The sequence below is a fragment of the Chryseobacterium sp. DZ-32 genome, from assembly GCF_059587025.1.
Window position 1 is genome coordinate 1 of sequence record NZ_JCAIOM010000011.1, and the last position, 16,869, is coordinate 16,869.

Annotated in this window: 14 protein-coding genes; 4 read left to right on the forward strand and 10 right to left on the reverse strand. The window is 38.7% G+C overall.

Features of this window, described 5'->3' with window-relative positions:
* Nucleotides 1-630: 630 nt before the first annotated feature.
* From ilvA to folP, 7 genes are all read right to left on the reverse strand, one after another.
* Nucleotides 631-1,893, reverse strand: coding sequence for a threonine ammonia-lyase (gene ilvA / locus AC59HC_RS13440; RefSeq protein ID WP_343642214.1), 1,263 nt, complete (start codon nucleotides 1,891-1,893; stop codon nucleotides 631-633).
* An 11-nt stretch (nucleotides 1,894-1,904) separates the two neighbouring features.
* Entirely contained in the window at nucleotides 1,905-2,951 is a 1,047-nt protein-coding gene (ilvC, locus tag AC59HC_RS13445) for a ketol-acid reductoisomerase (protein ID WP_110009246.1), read from the reverse strand.
* A 48-nt stretch (nucleotides 2,952-2,999) separates the two neighbouring features.
* Entirely contained in the window at nucleotides 3,000-3,281 is a 282-nt protein-coding gene (locus AC59HC_RS13450; RefSeq protein WP_110009245.1) for an ACT domain-containing protein, read from the reverse strand.
* An 18-nt stretch (nucleotides 3,282-3,299) separates the two neighbouring features.
* A complete protein-coding gene (gene ilvB, locus AC59HC_RS13455) occupies nucleotides 3,300-5,021 on the reverse strand; it encodes a biosynthetic-type acetolactate synthase large subunit (RefSeq protein WP_496558796.1) in 1,722 nt (573 codons plus the stop codon).
* A 5-nt stretch (nucleotides 5,022-5,026) separates the two neighbouring features.
* The gene (gene ilvD, locus AC59HC_RS13460; protein ID WP_343642220.1) at nucleotides 5,027-6,709 is read right to left on the reverse strand and encodes a dihydroxy-acid dehydratase; all 1,683 of its coding nucleotides are present in this window, start codon (nucleotides 6,707-6,709) and stop codon (nucleotides 5,027-5,029) included.
* 179 nt (nucleotides 6,710-6,888) lie between these two features.
* A complete protein-coding gene (gene ilvE, locus AC59HC_RS13465; protein ID WP_496558797.1) occupies nucleotides 6,889-7,761 on the reverse strand; it encodes a branched-chain-amino-acid transaminase in 873 nt (290 codons plus the stop codon).
* A gap of 370 nt (nucleotides 7,762-8,131) precedes the next feature.
* Complete coding sequence (folP, locus tag AC59HC_RS13470; RefSeq protein WP_496558798.1) at nucleotides 8,132-8,998, reverse strand: dihydropteroate synthase; 867 nt, start codon at nucleotides 8,996-8,998, stop codon at nucleotides 8,132-8,134.
* Between the two features lie 334 nt (nucleotides 8,999-9,332).
* On the opposite strand from folP, the gene AC59HC_RS13475 reads away from it, so the two are divergent.
* The 4 genes from AC59HC_RS13475 to tpiA all read left to right on the forward strand — a co-directional run bounded on the left by AC59HC_RS13475 (nucleotide 9,333) and on the right by tpiA (nucleotide 12,307).
* Nucleotides 9,333-9,899 (forward strand): DUF1599 domain-containing protein, encoded by a 567-nt coding sequence (locus AC59HC_RS13475; RefSeq protein ID WP_411413617.1) that lies wholly within the window; start codon nucleotides 9,333-9,335, stop codon nucleotides 9,897-9,899.
* A 1-nt stretch (nucleotide 9,900) separates the two neighbouring features.
* A complete protein-coding gene (locus AC59HC_RS13480) occupies nucleotides 9,901-11,010 on the forward strand; it encodes a BT_3928 family protein (RefSeq protein WP_496558799.1) in 1,110 nt (369 codons plus the stop codon).
* A 150-nt stretch (nucleotides 11,011-11,160) separates the two neighbouring features.
* Nucleotides 11,161-11,508 (forward strand): TerB family tellurite resistance protein, encoded by a 348-nt coding sequence (locus AC59HC_RS13485; RefSeq protein ID WP_142719433.1) that lies wholly within the window; start codon nucleotides 11,161-11,163, stop codon nucleotides 11,506-11,508.
* 40 nt (nucleotides 11,509-11,548) lie between these two features.
* Nucleotides 11,549-12,307 (forward strand): triose-phosphate isomerase, encoded by a 759-nt coding sequence (tpiA, locus tag AC59HC_RS13490; RefSeq protein ID WP_202839529.1) that lies wholly within the window; start codon nucleotides 11,549-11,551, stop codon nucleotides 12,305-12,307.
* Between the two features lie 69 nt (nucleotides 12,308-12,376).
* On the opposite strand, the gene AC59HC_RS13495 is transcribed toward tpiA, so the two are convergent.
* The 3 genes from AC59HC_RS13495 to dnaG all read right to left on the reverse strand — a co-directional run bounded on the left by AC59HC_RS13495 (nucleotide 12,377) and on the right by dnaG (nucleotide 16,804).
* Complete coding sequence (locus tag AC59HC_RS13495) at nucleotides 12,377-13,645, reverse strand: esterase-like activity of phytase family protein (RefSeq protein WP_496558800.1); 1,269 nt, start codon at nucleotides 13,643-13,645, stop codon at nucleotides 12,377-12,379.
* Nucleotides 13,646-14,017: 372 nt separating this feature from the next.
* The gene (gene clpP / locus AC59HC_RS13500; protein ID WP_027373257.1) at nucleotides 14,018-14,704 is read right to left on the reverse strand and encodes an ATP-dependent Clp endopeptidase proteolytic subunit ClpP; all 687 of its coding nucleotides are present in this window, start codon (nucleotides 14,702-14,704) and stop codon (nucleotides 14,018-14,020) included.
* 111 nt (nucleotides 14,705-14,815) lie between these two features.
* The gene (gene dnaG, locus AC59HC_RS13505; RefSeq protein WP_202839532.1) at nucleotides 14,816-16,804 is read right to left on the reverse strand and encodes a DNA primase; all 1,989 of its coding nucleotides are present in this window, start codon (nucleotides 16,802-16,804) and stop codon (nucleotides 14,816-14,818) included.
* Nucleotides 16,805-16,869 lie beyond the last annotated feature (65 nt).

Below are 16,869 nucleotides of genomic sequence, written 5' to 3' on the forward strand. Positions count from 1 at the left end.
AATCAAAAATTCAAGACTCAGAAACTTCAGCTAAAAATAAAATCTGTTCTCTAAAAACTCTAAACTCGTGCGGAAACAGCCTATGTTTAGAATTATATTTTGTGCCGCACTCAAACACCAGAGTTTTCTTAACGTTCACAGAATTCATTTTCTTAACGCTTCAGTTTCTTATGTCATTTGATATTGCCAGAAACATAAAAGCTTCACAAAAATTGTGAAGTTTTTTTCATCACTGAAGCCATCCTGCTTACTAAATATCGAAGATGTTTTCTTCACTATTCTTAAAAACTTTATTATTCTTAATGGTTCGAAAAATTATTATTAATCTACTTCTTTTGTCTTGAAACAAAAGAATCAAAAATTCAAGACTTAGAAACTTCAGCTAAAAATGAATGCTGTTCTCTAAAAACTCTGAACTCGTGCGGAAACGATCTATGTTTAGAATCATATTTTGTCCCGCACTCAAACACCAGAGTTTTTTTAACGTTCACAGAATTCATTTTCTTAACGCTTCACTTTCTTATGTCATTGATTCTGTCAAAAAAAAGCTTCACTGATTGTGAAGCTTTTTCATCATTGTGTTTTTAGAATCTGATTTGTGTACGAAATAATTTAATATTGAATATGATTTTAAATAAGCAAATTCATCAGAGAAGGGTCATTGTTCAGATAGTTGACAAAGAAATCATATTGTTTCATCTTATCGATCAGAGGAGTGAAATCTTTGTTTTGCTTCAGAGCAATTCCTACGACTGCTATTCCCTTTTCTTTTGAATTTTTTTGAGTGTATTCAAAATAAGTGATGTCATCATCAGGTCCCAGTACATCCATTACAAAGGTTTTCAATGCTCCGGGACGCTGTGGGAATCTGACCAGGAAATAGTGTTTTAATCCTGCATGAAGCAATGCTTTTTCCTTGATTTCTTCCATCCGGGTAATGTCATTATTGCTCCCGCTGATAATACATACTACGTTTTTACCTTTTATTTCTTCTCTATATTTTTCCAATACTGCTACTGAAAGTGCTCCCGCTGGTTCTACCACGATAGCATCTTTGTTGTACAGTGACAATATGGTTTCACAGACAAGTCCTTCATCTACTATAGCCATATCATATAGTACATCTTTACAACGTTCAAAAGTAAGATCTCCCACTTGCTGTACGGCTGCACCGTCTACAAAACGGCTGATCTTTTCAAGAAGAACAGGTTTTCCTTTTTCAAGGGCTTTTTTCATGCTTGCTGCTGCGGAAGGTTCTACCCCGATAATCTTTGTTTGCGGAGACAGATGCTGAAATACAGTACAGACTCCTGCTGCCAGTCCGCCGCCGCCGATCGGTACAAAAAGATAATCAACCACACCTTCTGTCTGTTCCAGAATCTCCAGTGCTGTTGTTGCCTGTCCTTCAATAATCGCCGGATCATCAAAAGGATGGATAAATACACTGTTATGGTCTTTACAAAACCTCATCGCAGCATCTTTAGATTCATCGAATGTGTCTCCAAATAAAATAACATCAATGTATTCTCCACCGAACATTTTCACCTGTTCAAGCTTTTGCCCGGGAGTTGGCAAAGGCATGAAAATCGTTCCTTTCACCTTCATGGTCTGGCATGCAAATGCAACTCCCTGCGCATGATTTCCGGCACTGGCACACACAACACCTTTTGAAAGTTCTTCCTCAGACATGGTGGCCATCTTGTTATAGGCACCTCTTATTTTATAGGATCTTACCCTTTGAAGATCTTCTCTTTTAAAATAAATATTCGACTCATAAATAGCTGACAGGTTGTTATTGACAGCCAAAGGTGTTTTTACCACTACATTTTTTAATCGTTCCTCCGCTTTATAAACATTCTCTAAAACGGAGGAACTTACTCCCTCTTTCATCATCCGTTTACTTATTAATTATTTTCTGGTCTCAGGCTTCGTACTGTTTTCCCGGCCTTCCACATTTCGCTTTCTCTTAGCTCACTAAGTTCAGCTTCCAGTTTTTCACGGTAATCCGGTTTGCTGTTGCTGTCAATGGAACGTTGAGCTTCATTTCCTTTGGCTACATTGTCATACAGCTCTTCAAACAAAGGTGAAGTAGCATCTCTGAAACGTTTCCACCAGTCCAAAGCTCCTCTCTGAGCGGTTGTACTGCAGTTAGCATACATCCAGTCCATTCCATTTTCTGCTACCAATGGCATCAATGACTGAGTCAGTTCTTCTACGGTTTCATTAAAGGCTTCAGAAGGGCTGTGGCCATTTTTTCTCAATACATCATACTGAGCAGCAAATATTCCCTGTACGGCTCCCATCAGCGTTCCGCGTTCTCCGGCAAGATCGCTGTATACTTCTTTTTTAAAATCGGTTTCAAAAAGATATCCGCTTCCGATCGCAATACCTAATGCTGTCACTCTTTCTCTGGCTTTTCCTGTAGCATCCTGATATACGGCAAAACTGCTGTTCAAACCTCTGTTCTGCAAAAACATTCTCCTCAAGGATGTTCCTGAGCCTTTCGGAGCTACAAGAAATACATCTACATCAGCTGGAGGAACGATTCCTGTACGCTCGCTGAACGTAATTCCGAAACCATGAGAAAAATACAACGCTTTCCCTGGAGTAAGATGCTGTTTTACTTTCGGCCAGTATTCAATCTGTGCAGCATCACTCAGAAGATAGCAGATAATGGTTCCTTTTTCCAATGCTTCTTCAATTTCAAATAATGTTTCTCCCGGTACAAATCCGTCTGCTATTGCTTTATCCCAAGATTTGGAGTTTTTTCTCTGCCCTACAATCACATTAATTCCGTTGTCTTTCTGGTTTAAAGCCTGCCCAGGCCCCTGTACTCCATATCCAATTACTGCTACAACTTCATCTTTTAATGCTTCCTGAGCTTTTTCCAACGGAAATTCTTCTCTTGTTACTACGTTCTCTTCTACTCCTCCAAAATTCAATTTTGCCATTTTTTTTGATTTTATTTATTATTGATTGTGATGTTTAATTTTTTGCTTTTAGCTTGCATATTCTACTGCTGTCAGGTATGGATTTCTGTGATAATGTACTTCCAGAACGTCTACCTGCTTTTCCATTTGTCTGCTGATCTTCTGAACAGAATCTTCTGTTTCTCTGATAACAATAACAAACTTTTTTACTTTTTCCATTTCTGAAGGACCAACATTAAAGGTCACCATAGAAATTCTTCTTCTCGAAAAAATAGCATTGATGCGGCTGATCAATCCTAAATAATCTTCTGTATACGCTGTAATGGTATATTCTTTATGATCTGTTTTCATCTTTTTTATTTTTAAATTTTATTTATTATTTAATACAATTTCCGAAACACTTTTTCCCTGAGGGATCATCGGAAATACATTGTGTTCTTTTCCTGTCATTACTTCAAGGAGGAAAGATCCTTTATGGTTAAGCATTTCTTGGAGTCCTGCTTTCAGGTCTTTTCTCTCGGATACTTTTTTTCCGGGAATATTGTATCCTTTTGCCACCTGAACGAAATCGGGGCTCTGAATATCTACAGAGGAATATCTTTCTTCGTGAAACAATTCCTGCCACTGTCTTACCATTCCGAGATAGCAGTTATTCAGAATTAAGATCTTCACTTCCGGATGATACTGCATAATGGTTCCCAGTTCCTGAATGTTCATCTGAGCTCCTCCGTCTCCCATCACAGCAATAACAGGACGGTTTGTTTCTGCATAAGAAGCTCCTATCGCAGCGGGAAGACAGAATCCCATGGTTCCCAGCCCACCGCTTGTGACATTGGTTCGGGAATGTTTGAACTGAGAGTATCGGCATGTCGCCATCTGATGCTGTCCTACATCTGTTACAATTACTGCTTCACCTGCTGTTATCTCATTCAACTGGCGGATAACCTCTCCCATTGTAATCTCACCTTCTTCGGGGTAGAGCTCCGTATGAATCAGGTTGATGCTTTCAATTTCATGACATTTTTTAAATCTTTTATGCCAGTGATGATGTTCTCTTTTTACGATCTTTTCTGTAAGAAGAGGAAGCGTATGTTTGCAGTTTCCCAGAACGGGAACATCTACTTTTACATTTTTATTGATCTCCGCATTGTCTATATCCAGATGAACAATCTTTGCCTGTTTCGCATACTGATCCAATCTTCCGGTCACACGGTCATCGAACCGCATTCCTACAGCAATCAGAACATCACATTCGTTGGTTAATATATTCGGGCCATAGTTTCCGTGCATTCCTACCATTCCTACCGCTTGTGGATGATGAGTTGGAATAGCACTCATTCCCAGAACCGTCCATGCTACCGGAATTCCTGATTTTTCTGCAAACTGTAAGAACTCCTTTTCAGCTTTTCCGAGCATAATCCCCTGTCCAGCAATGACAAATGGCTTTTCTGCATTATTGATCAACGCTGCAGCTTTTCCGATATTTTCCATACATGGATCGGGATCCGGTTTATAGCTGCGTAATGTGTGGCATGGTGAATAGCCTTTATAAGCAACAGACTGCAGCTGGGCATTTTTGGTAACATCAATCAGAACAGGACCAGGGCGGCCGGACTTTGCGATGTAGAATGCTTTTGCCAATACTTCGGGAAGCTCGTGAGCATCCGTCACCTGATAATTCCACTTGGTAACCGGGCTTGTGATGTTCATCACGTCTATTTCCTGAAAGGCATCAGTTCCGAGAAGGTGTTCAAAAACCTGTCCCGTAATACATACCAAGGGAGTATTATCGAGTAAAGCATCAGCCAGTCCCGTAACGAGATTAGTTGCTCCCGGGCCGCTGGTAGCCAATACAACACCAACTTCTCCTGAGACTCTTGCAAGACCTTGTGCCGCATGCACTGCTGCCTGCTCGTGACGTACAAGGATATGTTTCAGGTTTTCTTTATAATCGTAAAGGGCATCATAAATAGGGATAATAGCACCTCCCGGATATCCGAAAACGGTTTTCACTCCTTCCTGAAGAAAGGCTTCAAGAATGATCCGGCTTCCGCTCAGTTGTATTTCTGTTGATAAATTCGGGTTTTCCATATTTTTTATTGAGTGATTTCGTCTGTTACACAACCTTCTGCCGCGGATGATACTGTTAAAGCATATTTATAAAGCAGTCCCTTCTGTACTTTAAGAGCTGGTTTTTGCCATCCTTTTTTTCTTCTTTCGATCTCTTCTTCTGAAACTTTAAGCTGTATGGTGTTGTTAACAGCATCAATTTCAATCAGATCATCATCGTTTACAAAAGCGATAAGACCTCCTTCATGAGCTTCGGGAGTGATGTGTCCTACTACAAAACCATGAGTTCCTCCGCTGAATCTTCCATCGGTAATCAAAGCCACACTGCTTCCCAGTCCTGCCCCGATAAGCGCGCTCGTAGGTTTAAGCATTTCCGGCATTCCGGGAGCGCCTTTCGGACCTTCATGACGGATGACAATCACATCGCCATGCCGGACGGTTCCATCCTGAATTCCTCTGATCAGATTTTTTTCGCCATCAAATACACGCGCTTTTCCTACGAAACGTTCTCCTTCTTTACCTGTAATCTTTGCTACACTTCCTTTTTCAGCAAGATTTCCGTATAATATTCTCAGGTGCCCTGTTTCTTTTACAGGTTCTGATAATGGCTTAATAATCTTTTGAGTATTAAAATCCAGATCGGGAACATCTTCTAAATTTTCAGCTAATGTTTTTCCGGTTACTGTTAAACAATCACCGTGTAATAATCTCTGGTTCAGAAGGTATTTCATTACTGATGGTATTCCTCCGTGCTCATACAGATCCTGCATCAGGTATTTCCCGCTTGGTTTTAAATCTGCCAGTACCGGAGTTTTATCACTCATTTTTTGGAAATCATCCTGAGTAAGCGGTACTCCCACACTTTTTGCCATAGCTATAAAATGCAGAACGGCATTGGTACTTCCTCCAAGAATAACAATCATGCGCAGCGCATTTTCAAAAGCTTTGCGGGTCATGATATCCGAAGGTTTAATATCTTTTTCCAATAATATTTTCAGGTATTTTCCTGCTTCAAGACATTCTTCCTGTTTTTCTTTGCTTAAAGCCGGGTTGGAAGAAGAATACGGAAGGCTCATTCCTAAAGCCTCTATCGCGGAAGCCATTGTATTGGCCGTATACATTCCACCACATGCACCGGCTCCGGGGCAGGAATTTTTTACAACCCCATCAAAATCTTCTTCAGTAATTTCTCCTGCAATCTTTTTCCCTAAAGCTTCAAAAGCTGAAACGATATTAAGCTGTTCTCCTTTGTAGCATCCCGGAGCTATGGTTCCTCCGTACACCATGATGGATGGTCTGTTCAGTCTTCCCATTGCGATGATAGTTCCCGGCATATTTTTATCACAGCCTGGCAATGCGATCAATCCGTCGTAGTATTGCGCTCCACATATGGCTTCGATGCTGTCTGCAATTACATCACGGCTTACCAGAGAATAACGCATTCCGTCTGTTCCATTGCTCATTCCGTCACTTACTCCGATGGTGTTAAAAATCAATCCGGCTAATCCGTGGTTCCATGTTCCTTTTTTTACGACCTGGGCAAGATCATTCAGATGCATATTGCAGGTGTTTCCGTCATAGCCCATACTGGCAATTCCGACCTGAGCTTTGTGCATATCTTCTTCTGTAAATCCTATCCCGTACAACATGGCTTTGGCTGCGGGTTGTTCACTGTTTTGCGTGAATGTTTTTGAATATTTATTTAACATACTTTTCCTACATTTTCTATTCTTTTCTCTTCTTCAAATAGAGTTCTTTACTAAATTTTGATCCAAAACTACATTTTGTAATATTCTTTTCATTTTCGTTTTTTCCAAAAACTACAATATTCAATTGTTTAAAAAACGAATTTATTTATTTGATAATCAAATGTTTATATTCTTAAAATTTACAATGACAGAACTCTTACCAATTTCAAATATGCCTGTTGTACTCTCCTGCTCGCCGTATTTTCCCAATTTTTGGAAAATGGAACATCATCAAGTGAATCAAGGGCAACAATTTCTGCTGCCGTACCACAGAAAAAGCCTGCATCTGCACCTCTCATTTCTTCAGGTTTGAAAAAAGTTTCCTTTACAGGGATAGCTAGCTCATTACAAATTTCCATAACGGTTTGTCTTGTAATGCCCGGAAGAATACTTCCTTTGGCCGGAGTATATAAAACCCCGTCTTTTTCATAGAAAACATTGGCACCTGAGCTTTCGGCAACATTTCCGTTTTCATCCAGAACCAGCGCTTCATCATATCCTTTATCTCTGGCATCCTGACAGGCTAATATGGAGTTTACATAATGCCCTCCTACTTTGGCTTCCACCTTGAATGCCTTAGGATTAGGACGTTGAAAAGGGGAAGTCATAATTTTCATTTTATCTGCCAGATAGCCGTTGTTCCATTCCCATGCGAGAAGAGACAGATAAGATTTTTGTCCTTTTGAAAGTGACATATTGGGCGAACACGTAACCAACGGACGGATATAAGCATCTGTAAATCCATTACGATCCAGAAGTTCATAGGTAAGTTCTGTAAGCTGATTTACGGAATAATCGAAGGGAATATGCATTAATTCAGCTGATCTTTTTAGTCTTTCATAATGCTCTTTTGCTTTGAAAATCCGGGTTCCGTGGTCTGTGCTGTAGGATTTAATGCCTTCAAAAACAGAGTAACCATAGTGAAGTGATTGGCTGTAAAGATCAGTTCCCGCATCTTTCGCTTTCATAAATTTTCCGTCAAAGTAGATGGTCGTGTCATCGTTGTAATACATGTTATAGAAGTTTAAAAAATTAACAAATGGAAATAAAAAAAGCCCTCTCACGCTGTGAGAGGGCTCAATATATGTACAGTCATACACCTTCCTTCTCACAGCCGTAAGGGAATAATAATGACGATAATAATTACTGATAATAACTGGTACATACTTTTATACTATAAAAAATTAAAAACAAAAAAACCGTTTCATAGTTTGAAACGGTTTTATATATAATTTAAATTAAAATCTATTTAAAATGCCGTTTCCTTACTGTTGTTAATGACAACAGCAATAATAGAAATGACAATAATATTTTTCTGATTCGTAAAATTCATATTGCAAATGTATAAACTTTTTAATTACTCACAAGTTTTTTTTGCACTTTTTATTTTTTTCGTAAAAAATGGTTCAGTGTTTCCTTTGCTTCAGCCACATCGTGAACCCTCAAAATTTTTGCTCCCTGTTCCAATACTTTCATGTGCAGTTTCTGTGTTTCCTCATTAATATCCAACGGTGATTTTCCCAAAGGCCTGTAGATAAATGACTTTCTGGAAATCCCTATCAGCAGAGGAAATTTTCCGAACCCGAGGTACTCAACTTCGTGGATCATTTTCATCTGGTCTTCCACTGTTTTTCCGAAACCAAAACCGGGATCAAGAATGATATCATTCACTCCTTTTTCTAAAAGTTCTTTTGTTTTTTTTGAAAAATATTGGTTCACTTCCAGTGTAATATCTTCAAACTTTATTTTATCATGCATGGTTTCGTAAGAAGGATTTACATGCATCAGAATATAAGGAAGTTTCGTTTCAGCAGCTGTATTGAACATTTCTGTATCATACTGACCTCCAGAAATATCGTTGATCAGATCAATTCCTTCATTACATCCGAATTTTACAGTTTCTGCATAAAAAGTATCCAGGGAAATCAGGGCTTCCGGAAATTCTTTTTTGATCAGAGAGATGGTATTTCCGATTCTGCTGATCTCTTCTTCAGCACTTAAAAATTCTGCATCGGGACGTGTAGACTGTGGTCCGATATCCAATATTTCAGCTCCGTCCTTCAAAAGTTTTTCAGCGTGTTTCAACGCTGATTTTTCATTATTGAATTTTCCGCCATCAGAGAAGGAATCCGGGGTCATATTGAGGATTCCCATGATTTTCGGGGTGTCTAGTTGTACCAGTCTACCGTTGCAGTTGATTGAATGAGTTGGAGGGTTTGAGTGTGGGAGAGTTTTAGGGTTGGAGAGCATGAGATTATTATTGATGAGGGTAGATTATAAATGATGAATAATCATTGATGAATTATTTTTGTAATGCAAAATTAGTGATTTATGAGTTTTAAATGAGAAATTAGAAGCTAGAAGCTAGAAGTTAGAAGTGGACGTTTCACATACCATGCTCAAACACTCTCACCCTCAAACTCTCCGACGCTCCGACTCTCTCACTCTCAAACCCAACAACTCGAATCCCGAATCCCGAAACTCTCAAACTCTCCCACGCTCAAACCCTCTGACTCACAAACTCAGCTTATCAAATTGAAAAATCTAAAACCGAATTCGTATATTTGGAAGATTAAGAAGATTTATGTTAAAAACATCAGTACAGTTTGAGAAAGTTATCAGTCAGTGCCGTGATCTTTTCGGCAAAAAATTGCAGGATTATGGTGCGGCATGGAGGGTTTTAAGACCAAGCTCCATTACGGATCAGATTTATATCAAAGTCAACAGGATCCGTACGCTGCAGATGACTGATAAAAAAATGGTGGATGAGAGTGAAGAAGATGAATTTATCGCCATTGTGAACTATTCTATCATTGGACTTATCCAGCTGGAAAAGGGCCTTTCCAATGATTTTAATGAAAATAAGGAAGAAATTTTAGGTCTGTATGACAAATATTCCGGTGAAGCGAAAGCTTTAATGGAAAGAAAAAACCATGATTATGGTGAAGCATGGAGAGATATGAGGATTTCTTCAATTACGGATCTTATTTATCAGAAAGTATTGAGAACCAAACAGATTGAGGATAACCAGGGCCAAACAATTGTTTCGGAAGGGCTTGATGCCAACTATTTCGACATGCTGAATTATGCCGTCTTCTGTCTGATCAAGTTCTCGGAAAAAGAAAATCAGTTCGAACCCAAAACTATTTAATATGCTCAAAGGTTTATTACGCTTTATTATCGCTGTCATTTTTATCCTTTCAGGCTTTGTGAAAGCCGTGGATCTGGTAGGTTTTTCTTTCAAAATGGAAGAATATTTCTCTCCTGCTGTTTTCAATATGCCGTTTTTTGAAAAGTTTGCCCTGCTGTTTTCTATTATTGTGGTGGTACTGGAGCTTTTCTTAGGATTTATGCTGCTGCTTAAATTAAAGCTTAAATTTACCTTATCCGTATTAATTGCACTTTGTATTTTCTTTGGATTTCTGACATTTTATTCGGCTTATTTCAATGTGGTAACAGATTGTGGATGCTTTGGAGATGCCATCAAATTTACTCCATGGCAGAGCTTCCTTAAAGATGTTATCCTTTTGATAGGATTGATTCTATTATTCATTCTGTACAGAAAAGAATTCCGTAAAAAAGATGAGTATGGAATCAGCGAAAAAGAGTCTTCCCATACGTTCCAATATATTCTTTTAACAGTCTTTTCTTTAGGAATGATCTACGTTATGGCGCAGGGAATCATGCATGAACCGATCATTGATTTCCGTGATTATAAAATCGGGACAGACATTAAAGGTGAAAAAGCTAAAATTGACAAAAACCCTTCTGAATATAAGACATTTTACTCCCTGAAAAACGAAAAAACAGGACAGGTAGTAAAGGTAAATCAGGATGATTATATCAAAAAAACAGAATACTGGGCAGAAGGTTCTCCGTGGAAAATTGAAGATGGAAAAAATGAATCGGTATTGATTAAGGAAGGTTACAAATCTGAAATTGTAAAATTTAAGATTGAAGATCCTACAGGAATGGAAGTTACCAATGAGATCATCAACGCTCCAAAAGCTGTTCTGGTGTTTTCCTATCATCCAAAAGAAATCCCTGCTGACCTGCTTCAGAAAGTGGAGGCAAAAGTAAATGCCCAGAAAGACGCCCTTATCTACGGAGTTTCTACAGAGCCTAATACTTTTAAAACCATCAAAAATGTACTAATGGACGGAACTGCCATCAAAACAATAGCAAGAAGCAATCCGTTTGTCCTCATTCTTGAGAATGGAAAAATTGTAGATAAACAACCTGCAAAGGACTACGTTAATTAATTATAAATGATGAATGATGAACGATAAATGATCTTTTTGACGAGAGCCAATCGTTGATCAATTATCAATTATCAATTATCAATTATCAATTATCAATTATCAATTATCAATTATCAAATTTAAACACTAAACTTAAACATATAAAAGCTCATGCAAAAATCAAATAAATCAATCGCCGGCTATCATTTATTAATGATTCTTTCTTCTGTGGACGGAGAGTTTGCCCCTGAGGAAGGAATGCTGGTACAGCAATACCTGGCGGATGAATTTCCTTTCAGAATGAACCTTGACAATGAATTGGATACATTGGCCCTTTTACAGCCTGAGGAATGGAAAGATCATTTTGAGTTCCATGCAAGATGTTTCCATGATGATTCTACAGAGGATGAACGTGTGAAATTTGTTCAGTTTGCAAAATCTTTGATCAAAGCAGACAATAAAGTAACTGAGGAAGAGCACACCTTCTATGTTCTACTGAAAAACCTTTGGGGATTATAAACCATTACGAAAAAATAAAATAAATCTATATCTAAATCTTATGAGAAGAAAAATAGTTGCAGGAAACTGGAAAATGAACAAAAATGTAATTGATGCACAACAATTAATGATTCAGTTACTAAGCTATAAAAACAATAACGCTACCAACTGTGAAGTTTGGATTGCTCCGCCAGCATTGTATTTGATGATGGCGAAAGATATTTTTGAAAAGGATGAGATCGGTGTATTTTCTCAGGATATGAGCGAGCATGAAAGCGGCGCTTACACAGGTGAAATTTCTGCAGATATGCTGGAATCTATCGATGCTACCGGTTCATTAATCGGGCATTCTGAAAGAAGGCAATATCACGGAGAAACAGATTCTCACTGTAACAGAAAGATCAAGCTGGCTCTTGATAAAGGTCTTATTCCTGTTTACTGTAATGGAGAAACACTTGAACAGAGAAAAGCAGGGCAACACCTTGAAGTCGTAAAAAACCAGACTGAAGTAGCTCTTTTCACGCTTTCTGCTGAAGAAATCAAAAAAGTGGTGATTGCTTACGAACCGGTTTGGGCTATCGGAACAGGAGAAACAGCAAGTCCGGAGCAGGCTCAGGAAATCCATGCTCACATCAGAAATATTATTGCTTCAAAATACGGACAGGAAGTTGCTGACGAAGTTTCTATTCTTTACGGAGGTTCTGTGAAGCCGGATAATGCAAAAGAAATCTTCTCTCAGCCGGATATTGACGGAGGTCTTATCGGAGGAGCGGCTTTGAAACTGGAAGACTTCTCTAAAATCATTGAAGCTTTTAACTAAAATTTCATTTAGATAAAAATAAAAACGGCGGAATCTTCGATTCCGCCGTTTTCCGTTAAAAAAATCTAATTATTGAATATCGACTACATACATTGTTCCCTTGTCTACTTTACCCGTTTTAGGTAAAATTTTGGCTTTTGGATTTCCGTTTCCATCATCTACCACTCCAAAGTCATCATCATTGAAAACAGCCAGTTTATTATTTCCCAGATAAACAATTCCCTCGAATTTATCATGTTCATAACCCAGTTTTGCTACCAGATCTACGGCTAATGTTTTGGTAACAGCTTTTATCCCGGCATTGGTAATTTCGTCCCATGAACATTGTTCTAAAGCTTTTCCATTGATTTTCATTCCGTCAACAGCGCTGATATCGGCTCCGTTTACATCTGTTGCATTGCTCAGATTGATTCTGTATACTTTTTTGATTCCGCCCTGGGAACCGAAATTTCCATCTCTTTCAATCACCAGGAATTCACTGTTACTTATTGCTGTAATATCACAAACCGAATCAGTAGCACCTCCATCCTGCTTATATAGAAACTGTTTAGTCTGCCCTGTAACAGTATCAAATGTGACAATTCTCGTTAAAGTTTTATTGGTAGCCAATGCCTTACTGGGAACATACATCATCGACTGCATGGTTCCTATCAGCGTTCTTCCGTCCGGGCTCATACAAAGCCCCTCCATTCCTCTGTTGGCTCTTCTTTTCGCTAAAACAGCAGGTAACTTTCTTGGTCCTGTATTTACTCCGATAGGGCTTATTCTCTCCATCTCCATTCCATCTGCACTGTAATGGACGATATGCGGTCCGTATTCATCGGAAACCCAGAATGTACCGTCAGCGGTAGCAACAATACTTTCGCTGTCAAGACCATACTGATCAGTACCTAAGACATTTCCGGAAGCATCATATGCTATTTCTCCTGTGCTCCCCATTCCAACAGGATTTGGAAGTCCGGTAATAGGTTGTCCGGATGGATTTTTAAGTTTAATATATTTGATGACCTCTACATTTCCGTCGGCATTGATTTTAAAATGCATAATAGTTGGAGTGAAATTAGGAGCAAGAAACTTTTTTCCATTCTGGAAGTCCGTATTGGGACCTCTGTCTGTAATGACATAGAACTCCCCTTTTCTTGTTGGATGAGCGGCAGCACCGGAACCAAAACCTCCGTTGATAACATCCACTCCGTTTATAGTAGCCAGTTTTGTAAAGGGAAACTCCTGAGGCAGTTTGGAATAATTAATATCCTGATTAATTATGGCTGTATCATCATCACTTTTACATGAAGCCCATACTGCCAGCACGACTGCAGACCATAGTAATTTTTTCATATTCACTTTTATGGCTGCGAAAGTATAAATCGATTGTAAACTGATCTTAAATATAATGATAATTGTTTTTTAACAATACTGATGAATGTGCTATTTACAACCACCCCGTCAAAAATTCTTTGAATTTTTGCCACCCCTCCGGAGGATGGGAATTTTTACGTCTTCAGTTGGAATTTGGCCAGCATTGTAGATTTCTTGTGAAGTATTTTTTTCGGGATTATTGCGGCCGGATTTCTTCGGAATGATAAGCTGTATGGATAAACCTCCATTCCAATTGTGTCATTCTGCAGAATCTAAATAGTGAAATTTAAAATATCATCCAACAAAAAAACCGCACCAGATTGGGTGCGGTTCTCATGATTATATCATCAATTATTTTTTCTCAGTAGATCTTTGTAAAACCTCATCTACCATTCCGTAACCTTTAGCTTCTTCAGAAGTCATCCAGTAATCTCTGTCAGAAGATTTTTCTACCCACTCATACGTTTGTCCTGAGTGATGACCGATGATTTCATAAAGCTCCTGCTTCAGTTTCAACATTTCTCTTAAGTTGATCTCCATATCAGAAGCAACTCCCTGAGCACCTCCTGAAGGCTGGTGGATCATTACTCTTGAATGCTTAAGCGCAGAACGTTTTCCTTTTTCTCCGGCAACCAGTAATACAGCTCCCATTGAAGCAGCCATACCTGTACAGATTGTCGCTACATCCGGCTTGATGATCTGCATGGTGTCATAAATACCCAGACCCGCATATACACTACCACCAGGAGAGTTGATGTAGATCTGAATATCTTTTGAAGGGTCAGCACTTTCCAGGAATAAAAGCTGAGCCGTAACGATGTTTGCTACCTGATCATCAATACCTGTTCCCAGGAAGATAATTCTGTCCATCATCAGACGGGAGAAAACGTCCATCTGAGCAACGTTCAATCTTCTTTCTTCCATGATGTACGGAGTAAGATTCGTTGGGCCATACATTCCCATATACTGATCGGTAACCAAACCGTTGTTTCCTAAATGTTTTACAGAGAAGTCTCTGAATTCCTTTTTAATGTCCATATTTCTATTATGTATTATTTTTTAAATATTCTCGAAGTTTAAATTACAATATTTATTCCTAAAATTTTATAGGACTTTTTGTCACAGAATATCCAAAAATCTGACTCTTGTTTATCTCTTCCTATCTACATAAATCCCTTTGATCGGTGAATATTCTATGATATTGCTCAACCGTATGGAAGCCTGCTTTAAAAGCGTGATTTTTTTGATCAGCTCATAATATTTTACCTCATCCGTATTGCTGTACTGATCAAGCTCTTTGGCTGTTTCCTTGATCAGATAATCAATATACCGGTACTTATGTAACAGAACATCTCCCTGGATCTGATCTGCCACTTTATCACCATAGTTGGGAGGATAAATATTTCTTGAAGCCCAGTTTTCAAGTTCATCCAGCGGGATTAAAGCATCTACAACCTTTGTGGTAATCTCTTCGTCCATAAAAGATACAAAAAAGTTTCCACTTCTGAGTTCATCCTTTTGAATTCCTTCTCTCACCTGATTGATAATAATCTCATTTTCTTTGACTAAAAATGTATACTGCTCTTCTTCAAAATGATGAAGAATTTCTTCAATAACGGTAATCTGATATTCCTCATTATTTTCATTCTTCCTTTTGAGAACAATATCTCCGAACATCAGCATATGATCTACCAGTTTATTCTCCATGAATAATACATCATACAGAAAAGGATCTTCTTTTTCCTTATCCAAAGGAACAATCTCCATTTTCGGAGCTGCTGCTTTTTCCTTCTGCTGCTGCTGAACATGATGCGTCTGATTCTGGGTGATCTGCTTCTGAACATCCAGCTCATTGAAAAGACTCTGTTCGGAAAGCCCGAATTTATTGGAAACCTCTTTCAGATAAACCTCTCTTTTCAGGGCATTTTGTACGAAAGAGACAGATTTTACAATATCTCTGATTGCTTCAGCCTTTTTAATCGGATCATTTCCGATATCTCTCAGGAGAATTTCCGCCTTGAAATCGATGAAATCCATCGCTTCATTTTCGATGTACTTTTCAACGTATTCCTGCGGATGTTTTCTGGCAAAGGAATCCGGGTCATCTCCATCAGGGAAAAGCAAGACACGGATATTCATTCCCTCAGTCAGCAACATATCAATACTTCGGAAACTGGCTTTGATACCGGCATTATCACCGTCAAAAAGAATCGTTACGTTTTCCGTAAGCCTCTTAATAAGTTTGATTTGTTCTGTCGTCAAAGACGTTCCGGAACTTGCCACTACATTTTCAATTCCGGACATATGAAGGGAAATCACGTCCATATACCCTTCCACCAAAAGACAGGCATTCTTTCTTGAAATCGCCTGCTTGCTCTGGTTTAATCCATAAAGAACATTGGATTTATGGTAGATCTCCGTTTCCGGGGAATTGAGATATTTTGCAGTTTTGACATTATTCTTCAGAATTCTTGCTCCAAAGCCTAAAACCCTGCCAGAAAAACTGTGAATAGGGAAAATAACCCTTTCTCTAAAACGGTCTACGCCTGCAGGAGTATTTTCAGGAAAAATAGAAAGTCCGGATTTCTCAAGAATTTCTTTATTATAACCTTTTTCAAGCGCATAAGCCGTGAAAGCATTCTTTTTCTCCGGAGAATATCCCAGCTGGAATTTCTTAATGATATCATCCCTCAACTCCCTTTCTTTGAAATAAGAAAGTCCTATGCTTCTGCCCTCCTGATCATCCCAAAGGATCTCCTGAAAATAAGTATTGGCAACCTCATGGATTTTATACAGCAGATCTTTTTCTGTCTGGGCATTTTTTGCTTCTTCAGAAATTTCCCGCTGGTCTTCTTCAATTTCAATTCCGTATTTTTTTGCAGCATGGCGGAGTGCTTCAGGATACGTAAAGTTCTCAATTTCCATCAGGAAAGAAATGGCTGTTCCTCCTTTTCCTGTAGAGAAATCCTTCCAGATCTGCTTACTGGCAGAAACTACAAAACTGGGTGTTTTTTCATCATGAAAAGGACTGAGCCCTTTGTAGTTAGACCCTGCTCTTTTCAACTGCACATATTCGCCCACAATCTCTTCAACGCGGATCGTGGAGAATATTTTATCAATGGTCTGTTTGGAAATCATGCTGTAAAATTAAGTAATTTATAGGGAAGTTGGAAGAGGCTGAGAATTTCGGTGCGGGTTTCGGG